Source organism: Paenibacillus sp. sgz302190 (assembly GCF_059820445.1).
Map to the genome: position 1 here is coordinate 327,408 of NZ_JBZYAO010000002.1, position 19,296 is coordinate 346,703.

Sequence of the window (19,296 nt, forward strand, 5' to 3'; positions counted from 1 at the left end):
CTGCGTTCTATTTTCGTATAAAGTGCAGTTTTTGCTCAATGGATATGCCTGAAACAAAATATTCCTGCAATTGTTAAAAAGTTACGGGTTGGGGGAACCAGAGGGGAGTTAATTTGGGGGGCGGCCGATCTTTCCCTATGCGCCTCTCCAGCGCAGGTTATGGCGTTGTACAGTAAGGGGGGATGAGGCGGTTTAATTGGAGAAAAAGCCTGCGAATGTGCAGGTTTTCTCTGTGAAAAAGGCCCATTTTGGCGAAAAACCTGCAAAAGTGCAGGAATTTTCACGGAAAGTGGATCTGAGTCCATGTGTTCGGTAAAAAGCCTGCACAATTGCAGGAATTCTTCGCAGCCAGCGATCAAGGACGCAAAATTCATGTATTTTTGCAGGTTTTTTCGTGCAGCCAGGCAGATTGTGGCTATCGCTTATGACGCAGGGGGGGCAACAGCCTGCAATTGTGCAGGCTTTTCGCCAAAATGAACTATTTTCACGAAAAAAACTTTCCAGGCTGTTGAGAAACCCCCTTTTTTCCTGGATGCTCAAAAAAAGCACCAAAGGTATAAGCCAAACACCCCTCTCAGATCGTTTTAAATCAATTTTTTCTCTTCGAGATGAGTGCCCCCACATAAAAATTGATCTGAGAGGAAACCCGTTAGACTTTCTCAACAGCCTGACTTTCGCAGGTTTTCCCCTACTAAGCTGCTTTGTGCCCCTCTGCTTCAGCAATCCGCAATCCCTACAGGTTAGGCGGTAGGGAGGAGAAGCGGCGGTTCCTCTACCCCGTCGCTCTGTCAACAATCCGATTCCGCCTCCAAGGGCGGAACGCTGCCGCCTGAGGCGGATCAGGCTTGGGCGTGGATTGTGTTCAGCGTCGTGCGGTCGCTTTTTTGCACGAGCTTGATGAGCAGCTCCTTGGCGGCGGCATAATCGTCGACGTGCAAAATGGAGCCGGCCGTATGAATATAGCGCGCGCAGACGCCAATCACGGCAGAGGGGATGCCTCGGCCCTGCAGATGCACTTGTCCGGCGTCCGTGCCGCCGGCCGAGATGTAGTATTGATACGGGATTTTGTGAGTCTCCGCCGTATCGAGAATGAATTCGACTATCCCCCGGTGGGTGAGCATGGTGGGGTCATAGACGCGCAGCAGCGCGCCGCGGCCGAGCTGGCCGAAGGCCTGCCGGTCGCCGGACGAATCGCCGGCGGCGCTCACATCCAGCGCGTAGAACAAGTCGGGCTGGATGAGGTTCGCGGCGGTCCGCGCGCCGCGGGCGCCAAGCTCCTCCTGTACGGTCGCGCCGGCGTACAGGACGTTCGGGAGCTTCGCATCCGCTGCGCGAAGCTCCTTGAGCAGCTCAATCGCCAGGCCGACGCCGTAGCGATTGTCCCAGGCTTTAGCCAATATCCGCTTCGGATTGGCTAAAGGGGTGAACGGGCAGACCGGCACGACCTGCTGCCCGATAGCTACGCCGATGGCCTCGGCATCGGCGCGGTTGTCGGCGCCGATGTCAATGTACATCGACTTGATGTCTACGGGCTTGGCGCGCGCGGCCTCGTCCAGCAAGTGCACGGGCGTCGAGCCGATCACGCCGAGGATCGGCCCTCGCCCGGTCATAATCTGCACGCGCTGGGCGGGCAGCACTTGACTGAACCAGCCGCCGAGCGGCTGGAACTTCACCGTGCCATGCTCGGTGATGCCGTTCACGAGAAAGCCGACCTCGTCAAGATGGCCGGCAACCATGATGCGCGGGCCGTTTTCGTCGCCGCGCATCACGCCGAAAATGCTGCCCAGCCCGTCAAGCACGATTTCATTCGTGTAAGCTTCCAGCTGACTTCGTACATATTTGCGAATCTCGCGCTCGAAACCGGGCGCGGCCGGCATTTCGGTCAAAGTTCGGAATAATGCCAGTGTATCTGCATTCATGGTGGAATCCCTCTTTTCAAAAATATATGGACAAAAACGTTCAAGCACGAGCTTCATTTTATCATACGGAATCGCTGAATGCTTGTATGTTGGGGAGATCGGGGAGAACGATGTAAGAGAGCGGGGAGCCGTATTTCCGGCGAATCGGGGGTAAGGGTGGTAAGTGCGCGGGGCACGGAAGAGGAGGACAAAGCCCCTCTTGACTAAACTAATATAATTAGTTATTATACTAATATAATTAGTTTTTGGGAGGCGTTTATTTTATGGAAATAACGAAAAACGGTTTTTTGTATCAGTTGGCCTTTCTGCCGATGATTTTTCCGGTCAATTGCTATTTGGTCGAGGAAGAGAAGGAGCTGACGCTGGTCGATGCGGCGCTGCCTTACAGCGTCAAGGGGATTTTGCAGGCCGCCGAACGTATCGGGAAGCCGATTACGAACATCGTGCTCACCCATGCCCATGGAGATCACGTCGGGGCTCTGGACGCCTTGAAGCGGGCGCTGCCGCAGGCCAAGGTCTCGATCTCCCGCCGCGACGCGAAGCTGCTGGCAGGCAGCACGGAGCTGGAGGAAGGCGAGCCGAATCAGCCGATCAAAGGCGACGTGCCGAAATCGGTCCAAACGAAGCCTGACGCGCTTTTGGAGGAAGGCGACCGGATCGGCTCGCTCCAGGCGGTCTCCGCTCCGGGCCATACGCCGGGTTTGATGGCCTTTTTGGATTTGCGCAGCCGCGCTTTGATCGCGGGGGACGCTTTCCAGCTGCGCGGTGGCATGGCCGTGTCCGGTGTGTTGAAGCCATGGTTTCCGTTTCCGGCGATGGCGACCTGGAGCAAGCAGACTTCGTTGGCAAGCGCGAGAAAGCTTGCGGAGCTGAAGCCCGCTTTGCTCGCCGTCGGGCACGGACGCATGCTTGCGAACCCGCATGCTGCGATGGAGCAGGCTTTGGAAGCTGCGGCAAAAAGATTTATACTGTAAAGAAATGGATGAAGAGATGGGGAATATGGAATGGCTTATCGACAAGGATTGGATACGGACGCCGTTTTACAGGCTGCAATTGAAATTGCGGACCGCGAAGGGATCGAGCAGGTGACATTGGCTGCGCTGGCCGGCAAGCTGAATGTGAAGACGCCTTCTTTATACAACCATATCAAAGGCCTGCCCGGCTTGAAAAAGCAGTTGTCCCTGCTGGGCCTGATCCGCATCAAAGAGGCGCTGATCGAGTCGATCCTCGGCAAGTCCGGGGATGATGCGCTGCTGGCCGCAGGCTTCGCTTATGTCAATTTTGCGAGGAAGCAGCCGGGGCTGTACGACGCGATTACCGCGTCGCAGGATTTGATGGACCCTGAACTCAGCGAAGCGGGCGGCCAAGTTGTCGGGATTATTCTCCGCATACTGGAGGATTACAATTTCGGCAAGGAAAAAGCGCTGCACGTTGTACGGGGCTTCCGCAGTATGGTCCACGGGTTCGCTTCGCTGGAACTCAGAAACGGCTTCCAGATGGACCTTGACCGCGATATGAGCTTAAATCTGCTGCTGACTACGTACCTGTGCGGCTTGCGCGCCGCACTTTGAGCTGCAAGCCGCGCGGATAAAGGGCACCGCATCGCGCGCAGCTCCGAGCGAGCGGTGTTGCCCTGCATGACGGCGATCGGTCGACCACATGGGGCTGTCGCAAAGGGATTCATGCGCGGCCGGGAGTTATGAAACCGACGGCTCTGAAACCGTTATTCTAGGGATCTCGCTTCATGGACAGCATCCGCCGCTAATGTGATATCGCTGTCCTTGCTTTCAATTTGATGACGATGAGAGCTCGCATGTTTGTCTTTCTCGGCAGCGTGATTGAGCTCCTTGTTGACCTCCCCGGAAATTTCCAGCAGCTTGCCATTCAATCCTTCCGCTTTTCCTAGTAGCGCGGCGGACCTCGCGGGATCGCTATGCTCCCAGCTTTTGGCTTCGGCTTTTAAAGTATTTTGCACCATCTTCAAAGTGCCGGCATGCTTCATCCGATTGCCCGCCGATACCAGTGCGTTCATTGTGTTCGGCATAGGCGGGGTCTTTTCATGCTCCGAATCTGCAGTTTCGCGGCGCTGGCTTTGGCCGGCCTTGTTTTGTTGTTCTTCTTGATCCAAACCCATCGCTTTGCGCTGTTCTTCTTGCGCCAATTCGCGGATCTGAGTCTCAATTTCTCTGATCTGAGCATCGATCTCCGCCAGCTTCTCTTTCATTACATCCGGGCTTATCCCTTTTTCCAAGGCATGCGAGATGTACTGGGAGCGCCGCTCCGCGATTTGCTGCTTTTGTTCCATTAACTGCTGCAAGAAGGTGTTCTTGGCGCCGTTTTGATTCCACATATTTTGGGCTTGTTTGCTGATCGACAGCTTGTCTTGTCCCGCTGTTCTTTGCTTGCCCCCGGCTTGAAATGAAAGCTCTGTCGACGATTGATTTTCCAGGTTCGCGGCAAGCAAACCATGGTTCGGACGAATGACAATATTCATGGCAAATCTCCCTTCACTTGCATACAATCCCTTTCATGAAGATCGCAAATGTATAAAAATTGAAAAATATCTCAGTTATGTATATCGGAGAATATCCAAAGATTGTTAATATCTTCCTGGAAAAACGCCAAAAAGAGACCGTCCCCACAAGCGAAAAATCTGCTTCGGGACGGCCTCTCCGTCTTTATCTATGTTCAACCGGAATCCAGTCGCGGACCCCGTTATCTTCTATAATTCCAAGCGTAACGTCGGTAATGTCCGGGTCTTGCAGCAATCTGTCGCGAATTTTGAACTTGATGTCGTCCGCATCGGCGAGCGATAAGCCCCGGCTTAGCTCAATCAAACCGTCAACATGGTAATAGCGGCCTTCCTGAAGCACGCGCATTTGGTAAATGTCCATCACATTTGTTTCGGAAAGGATGATTTTGGCGACTTTGTCCTCGATATCGGGAGGGGCGGCCACGCCGATCAGACCTACCATATTGTCATAACCGACTCTGAATGCGACAGCGACCATCAAAAGACCGATCATAATCGTGACAACGCCGTCCAAAACGGCAAAGTCCACCAAAGCGGTAACGGCGACTCCGACCAGAGCCAGGAGCGCGCCTGATGTGGCGACCAGATCCTCATAAAAAACGAGGCGTGTCGGCGGGGCGGCACGTTTGACATTGCGGAATGCGGCCATGACGACGGCGAAACCTTTGGCGTCGACACGGGATTCGCGAACGACTTCCTTCATGGCTTTGATCAATACGTACCCATCGACCGCGATGGAGAGCAGAAGCACGAGAAGATTCAGTATAAAACCGGAAGTTTGCACAGGGTGCAGAATTAAGTGATAGCCTTCTTTGATCGTCTCGTAAGCCATAACCGTTACAACGATAACGGCGATCATACAAAAAATGTTAATGACTCGGCCAAATCCGGCCGGGAAACGGCGCGTGGGCTTTTTTTCCGAAAGCACGCTGCCCACAAATACGAAAGCCTGATTCACCGCGTCCGCCACGGAGTGCATGGTCGATGCGAACATTGCACCGTTACCGGTTACTGCGGCGGCGACTCCTTTGGCGATTGCGATTAACGTGTTGCCTATTGCTGCTGTTGCTGAAGACATGTTGCCTTTCTTGAGTAAACTCCAAAACTCGCTTCGTTCCGGGTCAGGGTCCATTGTTGAATAATTCCTCCTAAAAAGGTTTATAATAAATGCCCGTATTTTCTTACGTGCCGGGGAGTTAAAAGTTCCAGGTTTTTTGGACTAATTATCCAGAGGGCACAGATTGACACACGGAAGCAACGCCGTTAAAATAAAAAACAAGTTCATACAAGTGACGGAGAACAGGAGACTCACATCGGTTGCTCATCTTAAAACGGTGCGGCAGTGTATGTGAGTTTTTATGTTTTCGAAAAAACGGAGCCGAGTATGAAGCAAAAGAGCCGCACGGAAAGAATGAATTTGTAAGCGTATTCATATTGTTTTAAAATAAGAATGTGAATAACGTTCTGCATATGATAACGTTGATCTTGAGAAATAGCATGTTAAACTAACCGGAACGGAGCGCGTTCGATGTCGTTTCAACAGCAAACGATTTTGCCGGCTGTACGCAAGATGAAAGATCTGGAGAAGCTGCTGAAATCCCCGTATTCCTACCTGGTTTTGCTCGATAATCATATCGGACAGCTCAAGAGCGTCGTAGACTTGGCCAAAGCGCACGGCAAGCAGTTGCTGCTTCATGCCGATTTGATCGAAGGGTTGAAAAACGACGAGTATGCGGCTGAATTTTTATGCCAAAATATTCGCCCGGCCGGGCTGATCTCGACGCGGGCCAGCGTAATTGCAAAAACAAAGCAAAACGGTCTGCTGGCCATTCAACGGCTATTTTTGCTCGACAGCAGCGCTCTTGAAAAGAGCTACGCGCTTCTGGAGCGGACGCAGCCGGACTTTATCGAGGTTCTGCCGGGCGTGATACCGCACGTGATCGCAGAGGTGAAGGAGCGCACGGGCATTCCGATTTTTGCCGGCGGGCTGATCCGCTCGGTTCGAGATGTCGAGCAGGCGATTGAAGCCGGCGCCGCCGCCGTCACGACATCACAACACGAGTTGTGGAAGCATTTTGCAGCACCGGCACAGTAGGCAGGCAAAAGGCAGCGAGCCCTTGGGGGCCGCGCACGTATTTAAATGACATGGAGGCTGTATAAGTGGATACAACCTATATATTGTCCCTGGATCAGGGGACGACGAGTTCAAGAGCGATTTTATTTGATAAGCAAGGAAATATAGCGCATTCCGCGCAGTTGGAGTTTCGGCAATATTTCCCGCAGCCGGGCTGGGTGGAGCATGATGCGAACGAAATATGGCTGTCCGTTCTGGGCGTCATTGCGACGGTGCTCGCCGAGTCGGGCGTCCGGCCGGAGCAGATTGCCGGAATCGGCATTACGAATCAGCGGGAAACGGCCGTCGTATGGGAGCGCCAAACCGGCATGCCGGTGTACCGGGCGATTGTCTGGCAATCGCGCCAAACGGCGGCCATTTGCGACGAGCTGAAAGCGCAGGGGCTGGAGGACATGATCAAGGAGCGGACAGGGCTGCTGGTGGACGCTTATTTTTCCGCGACCAAGATCAAATGGATTCTGGATCATGTGGAAGGAGCGAGAGCGGCTGCGGAGCGCGGCGATCTGCTGTTCGGCACGATCGATACGTGGCTGATTTGGCGGCTTACGGGAGGGAAGGTTCACGTCACGGACTATTCCAACGCCTCCCGGACGATGCTGTTCAACATTAGCGAGCTGAAGTGGGATGAGGAACTGCTCGCTCTGCTCAACATTCCGGCGGCGCTTCTGCCGGAGGTGCGCTCTTCCTCCGAAGTGTACGGATATACGGAGGAGAGCCACTTTTTCGGCGCTTCGATACCGATAGCGGGCGCGGCGGGCGATCAGCAGGCGGCTTTGTTCGGGCAGGCTTGCTTTGAGCAGGGGATGGCCAAAAACACTTACGGCACGGGCTGCTTCATGCTGATGAATACGGGCGCGCGGCGGATTCCGCCGCGCAGCGGGCTGCTGACGACCATCGCCTGGGGCTTGAACGGCAAAGTGGAGTATGCGCTGGAAGGCAGCATTTTTGTGGCCGGCTCGGCGATTCAATGGCTGCGGGACGGTCTGCGGCTGATCGAGTCGGCGAAAGATACGGAGGAGTATGCGACACGCGTCGCTTCGACCGAGGGCGTCTACGTGGTGCCGGCTTTTGTCGGGTTGGGCACTCCATATTGGGATAGCGAGGTGCGCGGGGCCGTATTCGGCCTTACGAGAGGCACTTCGAAAGAGCATTTTGTGCGGGCGACGCTGGAATCGCTTGCTTTTCAGAGCAAAGATGTGCTGAAAGCGATGGAAAGCGATTCGGGAATTGCCCTGACCAAGCTGCGCGTCGACGGAGGGGCCGTGGCCAACAGCTTCCTCATGCAGTTCCAAAGCGATCTGCTGGGCGTTGCCGTCGAGAGGCCGCGCGTCCGTGAAACGACTGCCCTCGGCGCGGCTTATTTGGCCGGTCTGGCCGTCGGCTACTGGCGGGATCAGGCCGAAATCGCCGCTCAGTGGCAGGTGGACCGGACATTTGAACAGCAGATGGAGCCGGCAGTCCGGGAGAAGCTGTACGGGGGATGGAAAAAAGCGGTGCAGGCGGCAATCGCTTTTAAATAATCGCGAAACGTGGTATAGTAATGACAAGTTAATAAACGGTTGGAGACCAGGAGAAACCACAGCAGCCTGTACGTGTATGCGTAACAGGTATGTTGTGGTTTTTTTGCTTGGGGACCTTGGGAGGGAGACCATCATGACAATGGGTACGGAGAGGATTAAACTTACCGGCGAATTTTCGGGTCTGGAAAGACTCGGCGTTTTGAACGCCATGGCGGAGCGGGAATTTGATTTGATCGTCATCGGAGGAGGCATAACCGGCGCGGGCATCGCTTTGGACGCGCAAAGCCGCGGACTGCGGACGGCGCTGGTCGAGATGCAGGACTTCGCCGCGGGCACGTCGAGCCGCTCTACGAAGCTGGTGCATGGCGGTCTGCGCTATCTGAAGCAGTTTGATGTAAAGGTGGTTGCGGAGGTAGGCAAAGAGCGGGCTATCGTGTACGAGAACGGGCCGCATGTGACGACGCCGGAGTGGATGCTGCTGCCGCTTTATCAGGGAGGGACATTCGGCAAATTCTCGACCTCGTTAGGGCTGCGCGTCTACGATTATCTCGCAGGGGTCAAGCGGAGCGAACGGCGGCGGATGCTTGGCAGGGAGGAGACGCTTGCTCACGAGCCGCTGCTGGGCAAAAAAGGGCTCAAGGGCGGCGGCTACTACGTCGAATACCGCACGGACGATGCGCGGCTGACGATCGAGGTGCTGAAAAAAGCCGTGGAACTCGGAGCTTTAGCGGTAAATTACGCGAAAGTGGAAGAACTGATCGTCCGCGACGGCAAGGTGGCCGGCGTGCGCGTCGTCGATCAGGCGGCAGACGGCGCGCAGAACGGCTCCTACCGGATCTATGCGGCAAAAGTCATCAATGCCGCCGGCCCGTGGGTCGATGAGCTGAGAGAGATGGACGGATCGAAAAAAGGCAAGACGCTGCACCTGACCAAAGGGGTGCATCTGGTGTTCGACCAGCGCCGCTTTCCGCTGCGGCAGGCGGTTTATTTTGATACGCCGGACGGACGGATGGTGTTTGCCATCCCGCGGGACGGCAAAACCTACGTCGGGACGACGGATACGAACTACAGCGGGGATACGGCTCATCCCCGCATGACGGCGGCCGACCGCAGCTATTTGCTGCAGGCGGTCGGCGGGATGTTCCCGTCCCTCGGTTTGACGGCGGAAGACGTCGAATCGAGCTGGACCGGGCTGCGCCCTCTGATCCACCAAGAGGGCAAAGACCCTTCGGAGATTTCGCGCCGCGACGAAATCTTCGTCTCGGCCTCCGGCCTCATCTCGATGGCCGGAGGCAAGCTGACCGGCTACCGCAAGATGGCGGAGACGGTCATGGACCGCGTCGCCGCCATGCTGGCGACGGAAGGGCGCGCGGCGGCCGTGCCGCCGAGCCGCACCCGCACGCTGCCGATCTCCGGCGGCGATGTGGGCGGCCCGGCGCAGCTGGCGCCGTTTGTTGCGGCCTCGGTCAGCCAGGGCATGCGCCTGGGGCTGACCGAGGCCGAGGCCGCGCTGCTCGCGCGCCGATACGGCTCCAATGTGGACGCCGTATTCGGGCTGCTGGAGCAGCACAAGGCCGAAGCGGCGGAGCGGGGCATGCCCGCCGCGGTGCTCGCTGCGCTCGTGTACGCGATCGAGCGCGAGATGGCGGTGACGCCGGCGGATTTTTTCGTCCGCCGCACGGGCGCCCTCTTCTTCGACATCGCGTGGGCAAAGCAGTGGAAGGCGCCGGTCATCGCCTTCATGGCGGAGCGCTTCGGCTGGAGCGAAGCGCTGACGGAGGCCCGCACCGCGGAGCTGGAGCGGCTGCTCCATGACGCCGTGCAGCCGCTGGAGGAATAAGACAGAAAAAGCTTCCCCGCACCGGGAAACCGGTGTTGGGGAAGCTTTTTTTATCTACAAAGATGTGTGATCACTATTTGAAAGGTTGATTACCGGATTTTCCCTGATTGTGATGGAAAATTTGATTAATCGGTATGTCAATTTGATGGTTGCTGTTGCTCTACTGATTACATCTATTCAGCAAAAGCCCAATCGAAAAATGAAACGTGTCTTGCTTGCCAAGGGAAAAAAAATAATGAACATCAGGAGGCGAACGCTGAACAGGAGAAAAAAATTCGCGACGTCATTCAAAGTGAAAAATCGAGTGCAAAAGTAACTGCTAATTTGGCAGGCGAAGCAACTACAACTGAATTTCTTGTTCTTAAATCCAGCCCTGACTTAGGGTTTGCCATCGCCAAGAATACGGATCAAAGAACATTATCCATTTACGGAGTCGATCAGACGAAAGAAGCGGTATTTGCACACGTTGATTTTGCTTTCGAAAAAGTTAGCGAAAACGAGCAAATACTGACTATCACAACATCGCAAAAAGAACAAAAATTCAGTATTACTTCGGATGGTTTATTTGATTTAACAAACAATAAGAAAATTGATTTTAATGATTTAAACAGTCTGGCTTCTGCACAAATTACAGGTGATTTAACCGACAAATCTTCAGCCGGGGAGGTAACCGTTCTTGCTTCTTGCCGTGACTACGTAGGTACTATGTGCGGCTTAATGGCCGGGTATGGTATGGCTGAATTATGTGCACTTGCGGCTTTAGCCGGAGGATTGCCAGGAATCGGATGTGCGCTTGTGTATGCTGCTATTGCCACATGGGGCTGCAGTTCGGCAATGGATCTTTTTTGTTGAGGTTGGCTGTACTCATAATAAGACATACGGAGGGAGCGATCCCTCCGCTATTTATGTTTTACAAGCAACGCTCCCGCAGATAAAGCAAACATAAAGACAAGCAAGTACAACCAAACCGCATTGATATCTATGGTGGTATGTTTTTGAAGTGTGAGGACCGCCAGACTAATGACACCGATAACCCCAAAAACTAAAGTTATGCGTAAAGTGTATACTTGAAAAAGATGAATTGTTCGTTCGTCTGCTTCCGGCAATCCGGATTTTTTTTGGTTTCTGCGTTTGACATACAGACTCCCGAAAACAGCGATTAAGAAAGCAGTTGCAAAAAGTAAATACTCTGAAATAAACATCACAATTCCTCCTCATAGGTAAAAATTTGTTCAATAGAACGATGGAAAAATTTGGATATCTTGAAAGCTAGCTCAAGACTGGGATTAAAGCGGTTGTTTTCAATCGCAATGATTGTCTGTCTCGTCACTTTTAGGCTCTTGGCCAAATCAACTTGAGTAATATCGTGTTCTTTTCTAAGTTCCAGTACGCTATTCGTTATCATAGAAAGTTCCCTTTCTGTAAAGTTTTATTTACATTGAGTATACGATCAGAGTGATGAAAATTAAAGTTTTGTTTACATAAATGGGCAAGGTAGAGTCGTAATCGTAATCCCGCTGCCATCAAAGTAGTTCTATAACGCTTCTTGAATAATCCGTTCCTGTTCAATCTGGTTCTTTATCATCATCCGTCCATTTTATTAAAAAGTGTTGGAGCAATTTTTTTCGAGCTCTTGCTAAACGTTGGGTAAGAACTGATTCTGCCAATTGAAGTTCTAGGCAGATTTCCCGATACGACTTTTCTTCCATATAGAAGAGCCGCAGAACCGCCCGATAATCCGACTTTAATTCGGCAAGCGCCCTTAGAAGCAGCTCGTTCCTTTCTTTAATTTCAACTTCGACAGCTGCGCTGATTTCATAGAGGGTTGCATCGCTTATATTAACGCAGGATTCCACTAGTAACTGGCGTTCCCGTTTTAATTTTCTTAGATGATCCAAGGCAGTATTCCGAGTAAGTTGTTTTACCCAAGCAGGGATATTCGTATCGAATCGCATTTTGGGGCCTTTAGTTATCGCTTTCAAAAAAGCATCTTGAATAATATCCTCTGTCAGCGAATGCTCACGAACCATGAAATAAATATCCCGATAAACAAATTGATAAAAGGAACGATAAACCTGCTCTTGAATTGTTGGGTCTTGATCGTCTATTGGACTGCGTAACAAGTAAAACCATGGATTCATATGACCCTCCCAATGAATTTTAAATTAGGAAATAAACCTTACTTAAAATGATAGGTGTCACTTTTATGATACAATAAATTTGGTAAATAAGTAATTAAAAGGTATTAAATATTTGATGATACAAAAAGGTTCGGATATCGACCAAGGCCTCATTTTAGTATTTTTCTGAATCACTTATCGAAGTTGTGGAGGAAAATTTTGGTGCCCTTGATCTGCGATCCGAATGCCAATCTTCCCCGCCTCATTGAGACGGAGAAGCTTTTGTTATATGATGAATGACAGTGCGGTATGCGTCCTATACAAAATTTTATGATAAAGCGAGTTGGCTGGAATGAACCCAAAAGAACTTAGTTATACGATGCCTGCGGAATGGGTTAACCATGAGCGGACGTTTATTTCGTGGCCGGTGGAGGCGTCGATGGTTTATCCGGAAGACTACGCTGCCGTGAGTGAAGGTTATGCGGAATTGGTGCGGGCGATTGCCGAATTTGAGCCGGTTACGGTTATTGTGAACCCTGTGGAAGCCGAGCGGGTCAAGGCGTTGTTTGACAATTCCCGGATCGAATTTCTTGCCATCGAACATAACGATGCCTGGTTCAGGGATAACGGACCGACATTCGTTCTTAACGATAAGCAGGAAATTGCCGGCGTGAACTGGCGTTTTAATGCGTGGGGAGGCAAATATTCTCCATGGGATCTGGACGACGCGGTCGCTCCGCAAATTCTTGAGCACTACCGGGTGAAGCGCTTCGACGCGCCTTTGGTGCTGGAGGGCGGTTCGATTCATGTGGACGGTGAAGGCACGGTTCTGACGACCGAGGAATGCCTGCTGAATGAGAACCGCAATCCCGATCTCGGCAGAGAGCAGATTGAGGCTTACTTAACCGATTTTATCGCCGCTGAAAAGGTCATCTGGCTGAAAAACGGACTAAGCGGCGACGAGACGGACGGTCATGTGGATAATGTCGCATGTTTTGCGGCGCCGGGCAAAATCATTATGCAGGTGTGCCACGATCCCGCGGATGAGAACTACGAGATTACGCAGGAGAATTTGCGCATTTTGAGCGAGGCTGTAGATGCCAAAGGCCGCAAGCTGGAAGTGATTCCGATTGAGCAGCCTCCGAAAGCCGTATTCGGGGACAGCAGGCTGACGCTGAGTTATTTGAACTTCTATTTTGTCAACGGCGGCATTATTTTGCCGATATTCGGCGGCGCTGCGGAAGAAACGGACCGCAAGGCTGTTCAAGTGCTGAGCCAAACGTTCCCGGACCGGAAAATTCGCACGATCAACGGCATGGCGATTATTAAAGAGGGCGGCAATGTGCATTGCACCACGCAGCAGATGCCTGCAAGCAGCAGAATGTAATTGTGGAAAACGAAAGAGGTGACTCCCATGAGAAAAGTGACGGTAGCGGCGACACAAATGAGCTGCTCCTGGAATATCGATGGCAATATCCGCAAAGCGGAAGCACTGGTTAGACAAGCCGCGGCGCAAGGCGCACAAATTATTTTGATTCAGGAGCTTTTTGAAACGCCGTACTTCTGCCAAAAGGAGAAGTCCGATTATTACCGCTACGCGACCGAGCTTGAGGAGAATAAAGCGGTCAATCATTTCAAGGCGATCGCCAAGGAGCTTCAGGTGGTGCTGCCGATCAGCTTTTACGAGAAAAAGAACAACGCGAGGTACAATTCGCTTGCCGTTATCGATGCGGACGGCGAAGTGCTGGGCCTGTACCGCAAAAGCCACATTCCGGACGGTCCCGGATATGAAGAAAAATTTTATTTTAACCCGGGGGATACCGGTTTTAAAGTGTGGAAAACGCGCTATGCCAAAATTGGCGTAGGCGTATGCTGGGATCAGTGGTATCCGGAAGCGGCGAGATGCATGGCGCTGATGGGCGCGGAGCTGCTGTTCTACCCGACGGCGATCGGATCGGAACCGCAGGATGGCTCGATCGACTCCAAGGACCACTGGCAGATGTGCATGCGGGGTCACGCCGCGTCCAATCTGGTTCCGGTCATTGCCTCGAATCGGGTCGGTCTGGAAGAGGACGATGATTCCAGCATCACGTTCTACGGCTCGTCCTTTATTGCCGGTAATGCCGGCAACATGGTCGCCGAGGCGGGCCGTGCGGAAGAGACGGTGCTCGTGGCCGAATTCGACCTCGATCTGCTGGAAGTGCAGCGCATCGAGTGGGGCATTTTCCGCGACAGACGTCCGGATCTGTACAAAACAATCGCCACATACGATGGCGAGCAAGTACTTTAAAGCGCGGGTCGTCCCTTTCGAGGGACGGCCTTTTTTTGGGGGAAGGGGCCGCCCGCAAAACCCGCGACCATACTGCCCGCCGCCCTCCACACGTCCGTAAAACCTGCGACGTTTCTGCCCGACGCCCTCCATCGGCCCGCCAAACCAGCGATCTACCTGCTCGCTGCCCTCCATCGGCCCGCCAAACCAGCGATCTACCTGCTCGCTGCCCTCCATCGGCCTGCAAAACCAGTGACCTACCTGCCCGCCGCCCTCCACACGTCCGTAAAACCTGCGAAAGTGCAGGCTTTTTCCATGAAAGTGGTTCGTTTTGGCGAAAAGCCTGCGATTGTGCAGGAATTTTTGATCCAGACGGGTCTGAGCGTGAATTTCAGCGCAAAAAACTGCAGTTTTGCAGGAATATTTCGCTGCAGGCCTACCAACGAGGAAAAAGATGTACTTTTGCAGGTTTTCCGCGTGTTGCCAAGAGGTACGCTTCCTCAAAGCATGCGAGTTTTTTGCAGTAGACCTGGTATTTTCATTCTGTGGAGTGACGATCACGGCGTTATGGGGGGTTCAGGTCTTCCGCGCGTTGCCAAGAGGTACGCTGCCTCAAAGCATGCGAGTTTTTTGCAGTAGACCTGGTATTTTCATTCTGTGGGATGACGTCCACGGCGTTATGGGGGGTTCAGGTTTTCCGCGCGTTGCCAAAGGTATGCTGCCTCGAAGCATGCGGGTTTTCGCAGTAGGCCTGATTAGTTTTCATTCTGTGGAGTGACGTCCACGGCATTACGGGAGTTTTTGCAACTTTTCCGTGCATAGCCGGTGTTGCCTTAGGCTGTCCGGTTATCCGATCGACCTCTAAAACATCGCTTCGGCAGCGCCTTCCTTTGCGGGTGCATCCCCTAACGATGCTAAAAAGCCTTTGGTCCTTCTATTCAGGTTACGCTTGCCGCGGTTCGTTCTCCCCATCCGCAGTTGTCGAACGTTTACAGCCCTGCCGAATGGGAATAATGGGGGTAGTCAAGTATACATTCCCAGACATCGGAGATGAACAGATATGCCCAAGGCCGTTCCTTCCGCCCCTTCCAGCTTGGCCGACGATTGCGATGTGGAGTTGTCGGAATCGCTGGATGACAATATATCCTACCTTCAATCTGTCTTTGAAGATTGCTACGATATTGTATTCCATTCCTTTTCCATATCGGACTCCGTCCGCTGCTGCGTTGTATACGTCCGGGGGTATTCGGACCAGTTTGCGTTGGAAAAGCAGGTGCTTTCGCCGCTTGCCATGCTCGCTGACGAGGAGTTCGAATTATACGACGGATTTCTGCAGGAGCGCATTCATACAGCGTCGCTTTCGGAGCATACCGGGATCAATGAAACGGTGAACAAAATTTGTGGAGGCTATCCAGTCCTGTTTTTGGACGGTTCTATGACCGCCTGGTCGTTCGATCTTATAAGGCTGGATCAGCGCCAAGTCCAGGAGCCTGTTGCCGAATCGACGATTCGGGGACCGCGGGAAGGGTTTACCGAAGGAATCGGGGTCAATCTGCCCCTCGTTCGCAGGAGGCTCAAAACGCCCAATTTGAAAACGGTGAACCTATCCGTCGGCAGCCATTCGAAGACGGATATTATCATCGCGTATATAAAAGATTTGGCCAATCCGGAACTGGTAAAGGAGATACGCCGCCGCCTGGAACTTATTCAGGCCAAGGGAATTTTGGAAAGCGAAATGATCGAGGAGTGGATATCGGATAATCCGTTCTCTCCGTTTCCTCAACTGCTGCCGACGGAACGACCGGATGTCGTGTGTGCTAACCTGCTGGAAGGGCGGGTCGCCATTCTGATCGACGGCACCCCATTTGCGCTGGTGGCGCCTATCGGCCTGTTTTCGCTGCTGCAGTCGCCCGAGGACTATTATCAAAATATTCTGGTAAGCACGTTTGTTCGCTGGCTTCGTTACGTTTTTTTTGTCATTTCGCTGCTTTTGCCGTCTGCCTATATAGCGATTACTACGTTTCACCAAGAGATGATTCCGACCGTGCTGCTGCTCAATATTTCCAAATCGAGGGAGGAAATTCCGTTCCCGGCGCTGATTGAGGCGTTGATTATGGAGATTACGTTCGAAGCTCTGCGGGAGGCGGGCGTTCGGCTTCCGAAGCAGGTCGGCTCGGCCGTCAGCATCGTCGGGGCGCTTGTTATCGGGCAGGCGGCAACATCGGCGGGGATCGTATCCGCGCCCATGGTTATCGTCGTTGCGATTACGGGGATTTCTTCCTTTATGATTCCGCGTTACTCGCTCGGCATTCCGCCGCGGCTGCTCCGGTTCCCGATCATGTTTTTGGCCGGCACGCTCGGTCTCGTTGGTGTCATGCTCGGTTTTATCGTTATGATCATTCATTTGTGCAGGCTCCGCTCATTCGGGCTTCCGTATTTAACTCCGGTCACACCGACCCGGCTGCGTGAATTCAAGGACGTGTTCATGCGCTCTCCGGTCTGGAGCGGTACGGGCAATCCCGAGCTGTCGGGCGCCAGACCGTGGCCGGAGAAGCCCAGTCGGGGGAATGTCGATTTGAAAAGAGGTGAGGGCGATGATGGAACAAGGTAGAATTACCCCCCTGCAGATGAGTGCGATCATGTTCCCGACCATCCTTGCGACAGCAGTTCTCAGCGTCCCCAGCGTAACGATGGGCTACGCGGGCCACGACATGTGGATGACGCCTTTGCTGGCTTCTACCGTAGGATTGCTGGCGATCTATATCGCCTACCGTCTGAACGTTCGTCATCCTCAGCTGTCTCCCATCGAATCGAGCGTTCTGATTTTGGGCAAAGTTCCGGGGAAACTGTTCGGTCTGTTTTTTGTGTTCTACTTGGCTCAACTGAACGGAACCGTGCTGAGAGAATACGGGGAGTTTATTCTGAGCGCCATTCTTCCGCAGACGCCGCTTTTTGTCGTTATGGGCAGTCTTATTTTCGTCTGCGCCCTCAATGTTGTCAGCGGCATCGAAGTGCTGGGCCGGTCCGCTGTCATTCTCGTGACGCTGATGGCGGCCCTGCTGGTCATTATTCTGCTGCTGCTGATTCCCGAGTGGAAAACCGACGAATGGCTTCCGTTTGCGGAAAAGGGGCTGAAGCCCATTTTCAAAGGCGCGGTGGCTCCGGCCAGTTGGCTGAGCGAATACGTTTTACTCAGCTTTTTCCTTCCTTACGTTACCGGCCGGGACCGCGTATGGCGGGTTTCCCTGATCTCGCTGGGTGTGACAACCTTCACGATGGTGGCCGTCAATATTTCCTGTCTGTTTCTGTTCGGCGACGTAACGGACAGGCTCGCCTATCCGGTTATGATAGCGGCCCGTTATATTAGCTATGCGGACTTTTTGCAGCACCTGGAGGCCGTGATCATTGCCATTTGGATTACCGGGATACTGATAAAAGTTTCTTTATTTCTCTATTTGAACTCCGTCTCCGTCGCCCAATTGCTGAACCTGAAGGACTACCGGCCCCTGGTGTTCCCGTTGGCTTTCCTGACGGTGGCCTTTTCGTTCTGGGTTGCATCCAATCAGAGCGAGATTGCCAGCCTGCTCAGCGCCGTCGGCAACTTGTACACGATGATCGCTCTGATCCTGCTGCCCGGCCTTCTGCTGCTTGTCGCGGCAATACGGAACAGCCGATCCCCTTCGCCCGAATGAGCGTCTGGAGAACGGGCAGGAAGAGCGGGCGATCGTTCGTGAAGCGAGGGGGCCGGGTCGTCCTGATCCTCTCCCTGCTGCTGGCTTTGCCGGGATGCTGGGACAGGAAGGAAATCAATGATTTGGCCATCGTGCTCGCCACGGGAGTGGACGTGACTCCAAGCGGAGCGGTCGAACTGTCGGCGCAAATCTTCATTCCCCGGGCAGCGGGAGGCGGCCCGCAAGGCAGTACGGGAGGGAGCGGCGGTAATGTAACCGGGGCTACGCTTTTGCGCAAAGGGACCGGCAAGAGCATTGACGAGGCAATGATCGAGCTGCAGCGCAAATTGTCGCGCTATTTGTTCTGGGGGCACAGCGAGGTGATCGTGTTCGGAAAAGAAGCGGCGGAGAAAGGAATCCGCCCCTATCTTGATTTTTTTCTCAGATATTTGCAGTTCCGGGAACACGCTTATGTGTATGTTACACCGGGAACAGCCATTTCCGTGCTGGATCTTCAGCCGCTTCTTGAGCGCAGCACGTCGGAGGAGCTTCGGGAGATGGGCAATATGAAGCTCGGCATGCTTGTTACGCTGAAGCGGCTGACGCAGATGGTGGAAGGGGACAGCCAATCCGCCGTGCTGACGATTGTCGATCCGATCTCATGGAAGCAGGTGAACAGACCGATGCAGATGACGACCGCCATCAACGGGGTGGCGGTGTTCGGCAAGGACAAGCTGGCGAGCATGCTGGGCAAGACGGATACGATCGGGCTGCTGCTTCTCCGCAACGAGCTGGAGACGATGAACTTTTCCTTCGATTTGCAAGGTGTGGAAGGAGTGGTGGCGGTTCATCTGATCCAAGCGAACTCGCGCATCACTCCAAAAATAACTCCCGCCGGAGAGTGGCGGATGAACGTCGATATTCAGATATCCGGGGACTTGATTCTGAACACGACGAATACGAACAACATGAGTATCGAGTTCATCCGGAAAGCGAAGGAGGCGTGGAAAGCGCAGCTCGCGGAAACTGTCGAGTCCACGCTGGCGAACGCTCAAAAAAAGCTGCAAATCGATGCGTTCGGTTTCGCCGATCTATTCCGGAACCATTATCCGCGGGAATGGGCAAAGAACAAGCAGGAGTGGGCTGAAATGTTCAGGGAGCTGCCGGTAGACGTCAGCATTCGGACCGAAATTACGCGAGTCGGCAAATCGGACTTGCCTCAAGGAATGCCCGCCGATAAAATCCGCAAGAAATAAGGAGGGACGCTTCTGAAAAGCCTTGCAGTAGCCG

The 19,296-nt window shown here is 53.4% G+C and carries 18 protein-coding genes; 12 read left to right on the top strand and 6 right to left on the bottom strand.

Going from position 1 to position 19,296, the window contains the following annotated elements; genetic code table 11:
• Positions 1 to 839: 839 nt before the first annotated feature.
• Entirely contained in the window at positions 840 to 1,919 is a 1,080-nt protein-coding gene (locus tag AC6RNO_RS04945; protein ID WP_497104799.1) for a M20/M25/M40 family metallo-hydrolase, read from the bottom strand.
• Between the two features lie 263 nt (positions 1,920 to 2,182).
• Between AC6RNO_RS04945 and AC6RNO_RS04950 the strand changes: the two genes are divergently transcribed.
• Together AC6RNO_RS04950 and AC6RNO_RS04955 are read left to right on the top strand one after the other, a co-directional pair.
• Positions 2,183 to 2,893 carry an MBL fold metallo-hydrolase gene (locus AC6RNO_RS04950; protein WP_497104800.1) on the top strand — a complete coding sequence of 237 codons (711 nt, stop codon included), beginning with the start codon at positions 2,183 to 2,185 and terminating at the stop codon, positions 2,891 to 2,893.
• A 30-nt stretch (positions 2,894 to 2,923) separates the two neighbouring features.
• The gene (locus AC6RNO_RS04955; protein WP_497104801.1) at positions 2,924 to 3,490 is read left to right on the top strand and encodes a WHG domain-containing protein; all 567 of its coding nucleotides are present in this window, start codon (positions 2,924 to 2,926) and stop codon (positions 3,488 to 3,490) included.
• Between the two features lie 152 nt (positions 3,491 to 3,642).
• On the opposite strand, the gene AC6RNO_RS04960 is transcribed toward AC6RNO_RS04955, so the two are convergent.
• Together AC6RNO_RS04960 and AC6RNO_RS04965 are read right to left on the bottom strand one after the other, a co-directional pair.
• On the bottom strand, positions 3,643 to 4,413 hold the full coding sequence (locus AC6RNO_RS04960) for a muscle M-line assembly protein unc-89 Uncoordinated protein 89 (protein ID WP_497104802.1): 771 nt from the start codon (positions 4,411 to 4,413) through the stop codon (positions 3,643 to 3,645).
• Positions 4,414 to 4,597: 184 nt separating this feature from the next.
• The gene (locus AC6RNO_RS04965) at positions 4,598 to 5,584 is read right to left on the bottom strand and encodes a cation diffusion facilitator family transporter (protein ID WP_474682539.1); all 987 of its coding nucleotides are present in this window, start codon (positions 5,582 to 5,584) and stop codon (positions 4,598 to 4,600) included.
• A 396-nt stretch (positions 5,585 to 5,980) separates the two neighbouring features.
• On the opposite strand from AC6RNO_RS04965, the gene AC6RNO_RS04970 reads away from it, so the two are divergent.
• The 4 genes from AC6RNO_RS04970 to AC6RNO_RS04985 all read left to right on the top strand — a co-directional run bounded on the left by AC6RNO_RS04970 (position 5,981) and on the right by AC6RNO_RS04985 (position 10,798).
• Entirely contained in the window at positions 5,981 to 6,547 is a 567-nt protein-coding gene (locus AC6RNO_RS04970) for a glycerol-3-phosphate responsive antiterminator (RefSeq protein WP_497104803.1), read from the top strand.
• A 65-nt stretch (positions 6,548 to 6,612) separates the two neighbouring features.
• Positions 6,613 to 8,106 (top strand): glycerol kinase GlpK, encoded by a 1,494-nt coding sequence (gene glpK, locus AC6RNO_RS04975; protein WP_497104804.1) that lies wholly within the window; start codon positions 6,613 to 6,615, stop codon positions 8,104 to 8,106.
• A 133-nt stretch (positions 8,107 to 8,239) separates the two neighbouring features.
• Complete coding sequence (locus AC6RNO_RS04980; protein WP_497104805.1) at positions 8,240 to 9,946, top strand: FAD-dependent oxidoreductase; 1,707 nt, start codon at positions 8,240 to 8,242, stop codon at positions 9,944 to 9,946.
• A 324-nt stretch (positions 9,947 to 10,270) separates the two neighbouring features.
• Entirely contained in the window at positions 10,271 to 10,798 is a 528-nt protein-coding gene (locus tag AC6RNO_RS04985; RefSeq protein WP_497104806.1) for a hypothetical protein, read from the top strand.
• A 47-nt stretch (positions 10,799 to 10,845) separates the two neighbouring features.
• On the opposite strand, the gene AC6RNO_RS04990 is transcribed toward AC6RNO_RS04985, so the two are convergent.
• The 3 genes from AC6RNO_RS04990 to AC6RNO_RS05000 all read right to left on the bottom strand — a co-directional run bounded on the left by AC6RNO_RS04990 (position 10,846) and on the right by AC6RNO_RS05000 (position 12,087).
• Positions 10,846 to 11,148: a hypothetical protein gene (locus AC6RNO_RS04990; protein ID WP_497104807.1), complete on the bottom strand. Its 303-nt coding sequence runs from the start codon at positions 11,146 to 11,148 to the stop codon at positions 10,846 to 10,848.
• On the bottom strand, positions 11,148 to 11,351 hold the full coding sequence (locus tag AC6RNO_RS04995; RefSeq protein WP_497104808.1) for a helix-turn-helix domain-containing protein: 204 nt from the start codon (positions 11,349 to 11,351) through the stop codon (positions 11,148 to 11,150). The genes AC6RNO_RS04990 and AC6RNO_RS04995 overlap by 1 nt, the downstream gene beginning before the upstream one ends.
• A gap of 160 nt (positions 11,352 to 11,511) precedes the next feature.
• The gene (locus tag AC6RNO_RS05000) at positions 11,512 to 12,087 is read right to left on the bottom strand and encodes a sigma-70 family RNA polymerase sigma factor (protein ID WP_497104809.1); all 576 of its coding nucleotides are present in this window, start codon (positions 12,085 to 12,087) and stop codon (positions 11,512 to 11,514) included.
• 331 nt (positions 12,088 to 12,418) lie between these two features.
• On the opposite strand from AC6RNO_RS05000, the gene AC6RNO_RS05005 reads away from it, so the two are divergent.
• The 6 genes from AC6RNO_RS05005 to AC6RNO_RS05030 all read left to right on the top strand — a co-directional run bounded on the left by AC6RNO_RS05005 (position 12,419) and on the right by AC6RNO_RS05030 (position 19,262).
• Entirely contained in the window at positions 12,419 to 13,453 is a 1,035-nt protein-coding gene (locus tag AC6RNO_RS05005; RefSeq protein ID WP_497104810.1) for an agmatine deiminase family protein, read from the top strand.
• A gap of 27 nt (positions 13,454 to 13,480) precedes the next feature.
• A complete protein-coding gene (gene aguB / locus AC6RNO_RS05010) occupies positions 13,481 to 14,356 on the top strand; it encodes an N-carbamoylputrescine amidase (RefSeq protein WP_497104811.1) in 876 nt (291 codons plus the stop codon).
• A 294-nt stretch (positions 14,357 to 14,650) separates the two neighbouring features.
• Positions 14,651 to 14,974 (top strand): hypothetical protein, encoded by a 324-nt coding sequence (locus tag AC6RNO_RS05015; protein WP_488435013.1) that lies wholly within the window; start codon positions 14,651 to 14,653, stop codon positions 14,972 to 14,974.
• A gap of 421 nt (positions 14,975 to 15,395) precedes the next feature.
• Positions 15,396 to 16,946 carry a spore germination protein gene (locus tag AC6RNO_RS05020; RefSeq protein ID WP_497104812.1) on the top strand — a complete coding sequence of 517 codons (1,551 nt, stop codon included), beginning with the start codon at positions 15,396 to 15,398 and terminating at the stop codon, positions 16,944 to 16,946.
• Positions 16,930 to 18,027, top strand: coding sequence for an endospore germination permease (locus AC6RNO_RS05025; RefSeq protein WP_497104813.1), 1,098 nt, complete (start codon positions 16,930 to 16,932; stop codon positions 18,025 to 18,027). Before AC6RNO_RS05020 ends, AC6RNO_RS05025 begins: the two co-directional genes overlap by 17 nt.
• A gap of 38 nt (positions 18,028 to 18,065) precedes the next feature.
• Positions 18,066 to 19,262, top strand: a complete 1,197-nt coding sequence (locus AC6RNO_RS05030) for a Ger(x)C family spore germination protein (RefSeq protein WP_497104814.1) — start codon at positions 18,066 to 18,068, stop codon at positions 19,260 to 19,262.
• Positions 19,263 to 19,296: the final 34 nt, after the last annotated feature.

What these genes read in the sequence shown, in the direction of transcription:
- AC6RNO_RS05020 (WP_497104812.1), top strand. Translation starts at nt 15,396, where the DNA reads ATGCCCAAGGCCGTTCCTTCCGCCCCTTCCAGCTTGGCCGACGATTGC.
- AC6RNO_RS04965 (WP_474682539.1), bottom strand. Translation starts at nt 5,584, where the DNA reads ATGGACCCTGACCCGGAACGAAGCGAGTTTTGGAGTTTACTCAAGAAA.
- AC6RNO_RS04995 (WP_497104808.1), bottom strand. Translation starts at nt 11,351, where the DNA reads ATGATAACGAATAGCGTACTGGAACTTAGAAAAGAACACGATATTACT.
- AC6RNO_RS04980 (WP_497104805.1), top strand. Translation starts at nt 8,240, where the DNA reads ATGACAATGGGTACGGAGAGGATTAAACTTACCGGCGAATTTTCGGGT.
- AC6RNO_RS05025 (WP_497104813.1), top strand. Translation starts at nt 16,930, where the DNA reads ATGATGGAACAAGGTAGAATTACCCCCCTGCAGATGAGTGCGATCATG.
- AC6RNO_RS04955 (WP_497104801.1), top strand. Translation starts at nt 2,924, where the DNA reads ATGGCTTATCGACAAGGATTGGATACGGACGCCGTTTTACAGGCTGCA.
- AC6RNO_RS04970 (WP_497104803.1), top strand. Translation starts at nt 5,981, where the DNA reads ATGTCGTTTCAACAGCAAACGATTTTGCCGGCTGTACGCAAGATGAAA.
- AC6RNO_RS05005 (WP_497104810.1), top strand. Translation starts at nt 12,419, where the DNA reads ATGAACCCAAAAGAACTTAGTTATACGATGCCTGCGGAATGGGTTAAC.
- AC6RNO_RS04990 (WP_497104807.1), bottom strand. Translation starts at nt 11,148, where the DNA reads ATGTTTATTTCAGAGTATTTACTTTTTGCAACTGCTTTCTTAATCGCT.
- AC6RNO_RS05015 (WP_488435013.1), top strand. Translation starts at nt 14,651, where the DNA reads ATGAAAGTGGTTCGTTTTGGCGAAAAGCCTGCGATTGTGCAGGAATTT.
- aguB (WP_497104811.1), top strand. Translation starts at nt 13,481, where the DNA reads ATGAGAAAAGTGACGGTAGCGGCGACACAAATGAGCTGCTCCTGGAAT.
- AC6RNO_RS04960 (WP_497104802.1), bottom strand. Translation starts at nt 4,413, where the DNA reads ATGAATATTGTCATTCGTCCGAACCATGGTTTGCTTGCCGCGAACCTG.
- AC6RNO_RS04945 (WP_497104799.1), bottom strand. Translation starts at nt 1,919, where the DNA reads ATGAATGCAGATACACTGGCATTATTCCGAACTTTGACCGAAATGCCG.
- AC6RNO_RS04950 (WP_497104800.1), top strand. Translation starts at nt 2,183, where the DNA reads ATGGAAATAACGAAAAACGGTTTTTTGTATCAGTTGGCCTTTCTGCCG.
- AC6RNO_RS05000 (WP_497104809.1), bottom strand. Translation starts at nt 12,087, where the DNA reads ATGAATCCATGGTTTTACTTGTTACGCAGTCCAATAGACGATCAAGAC.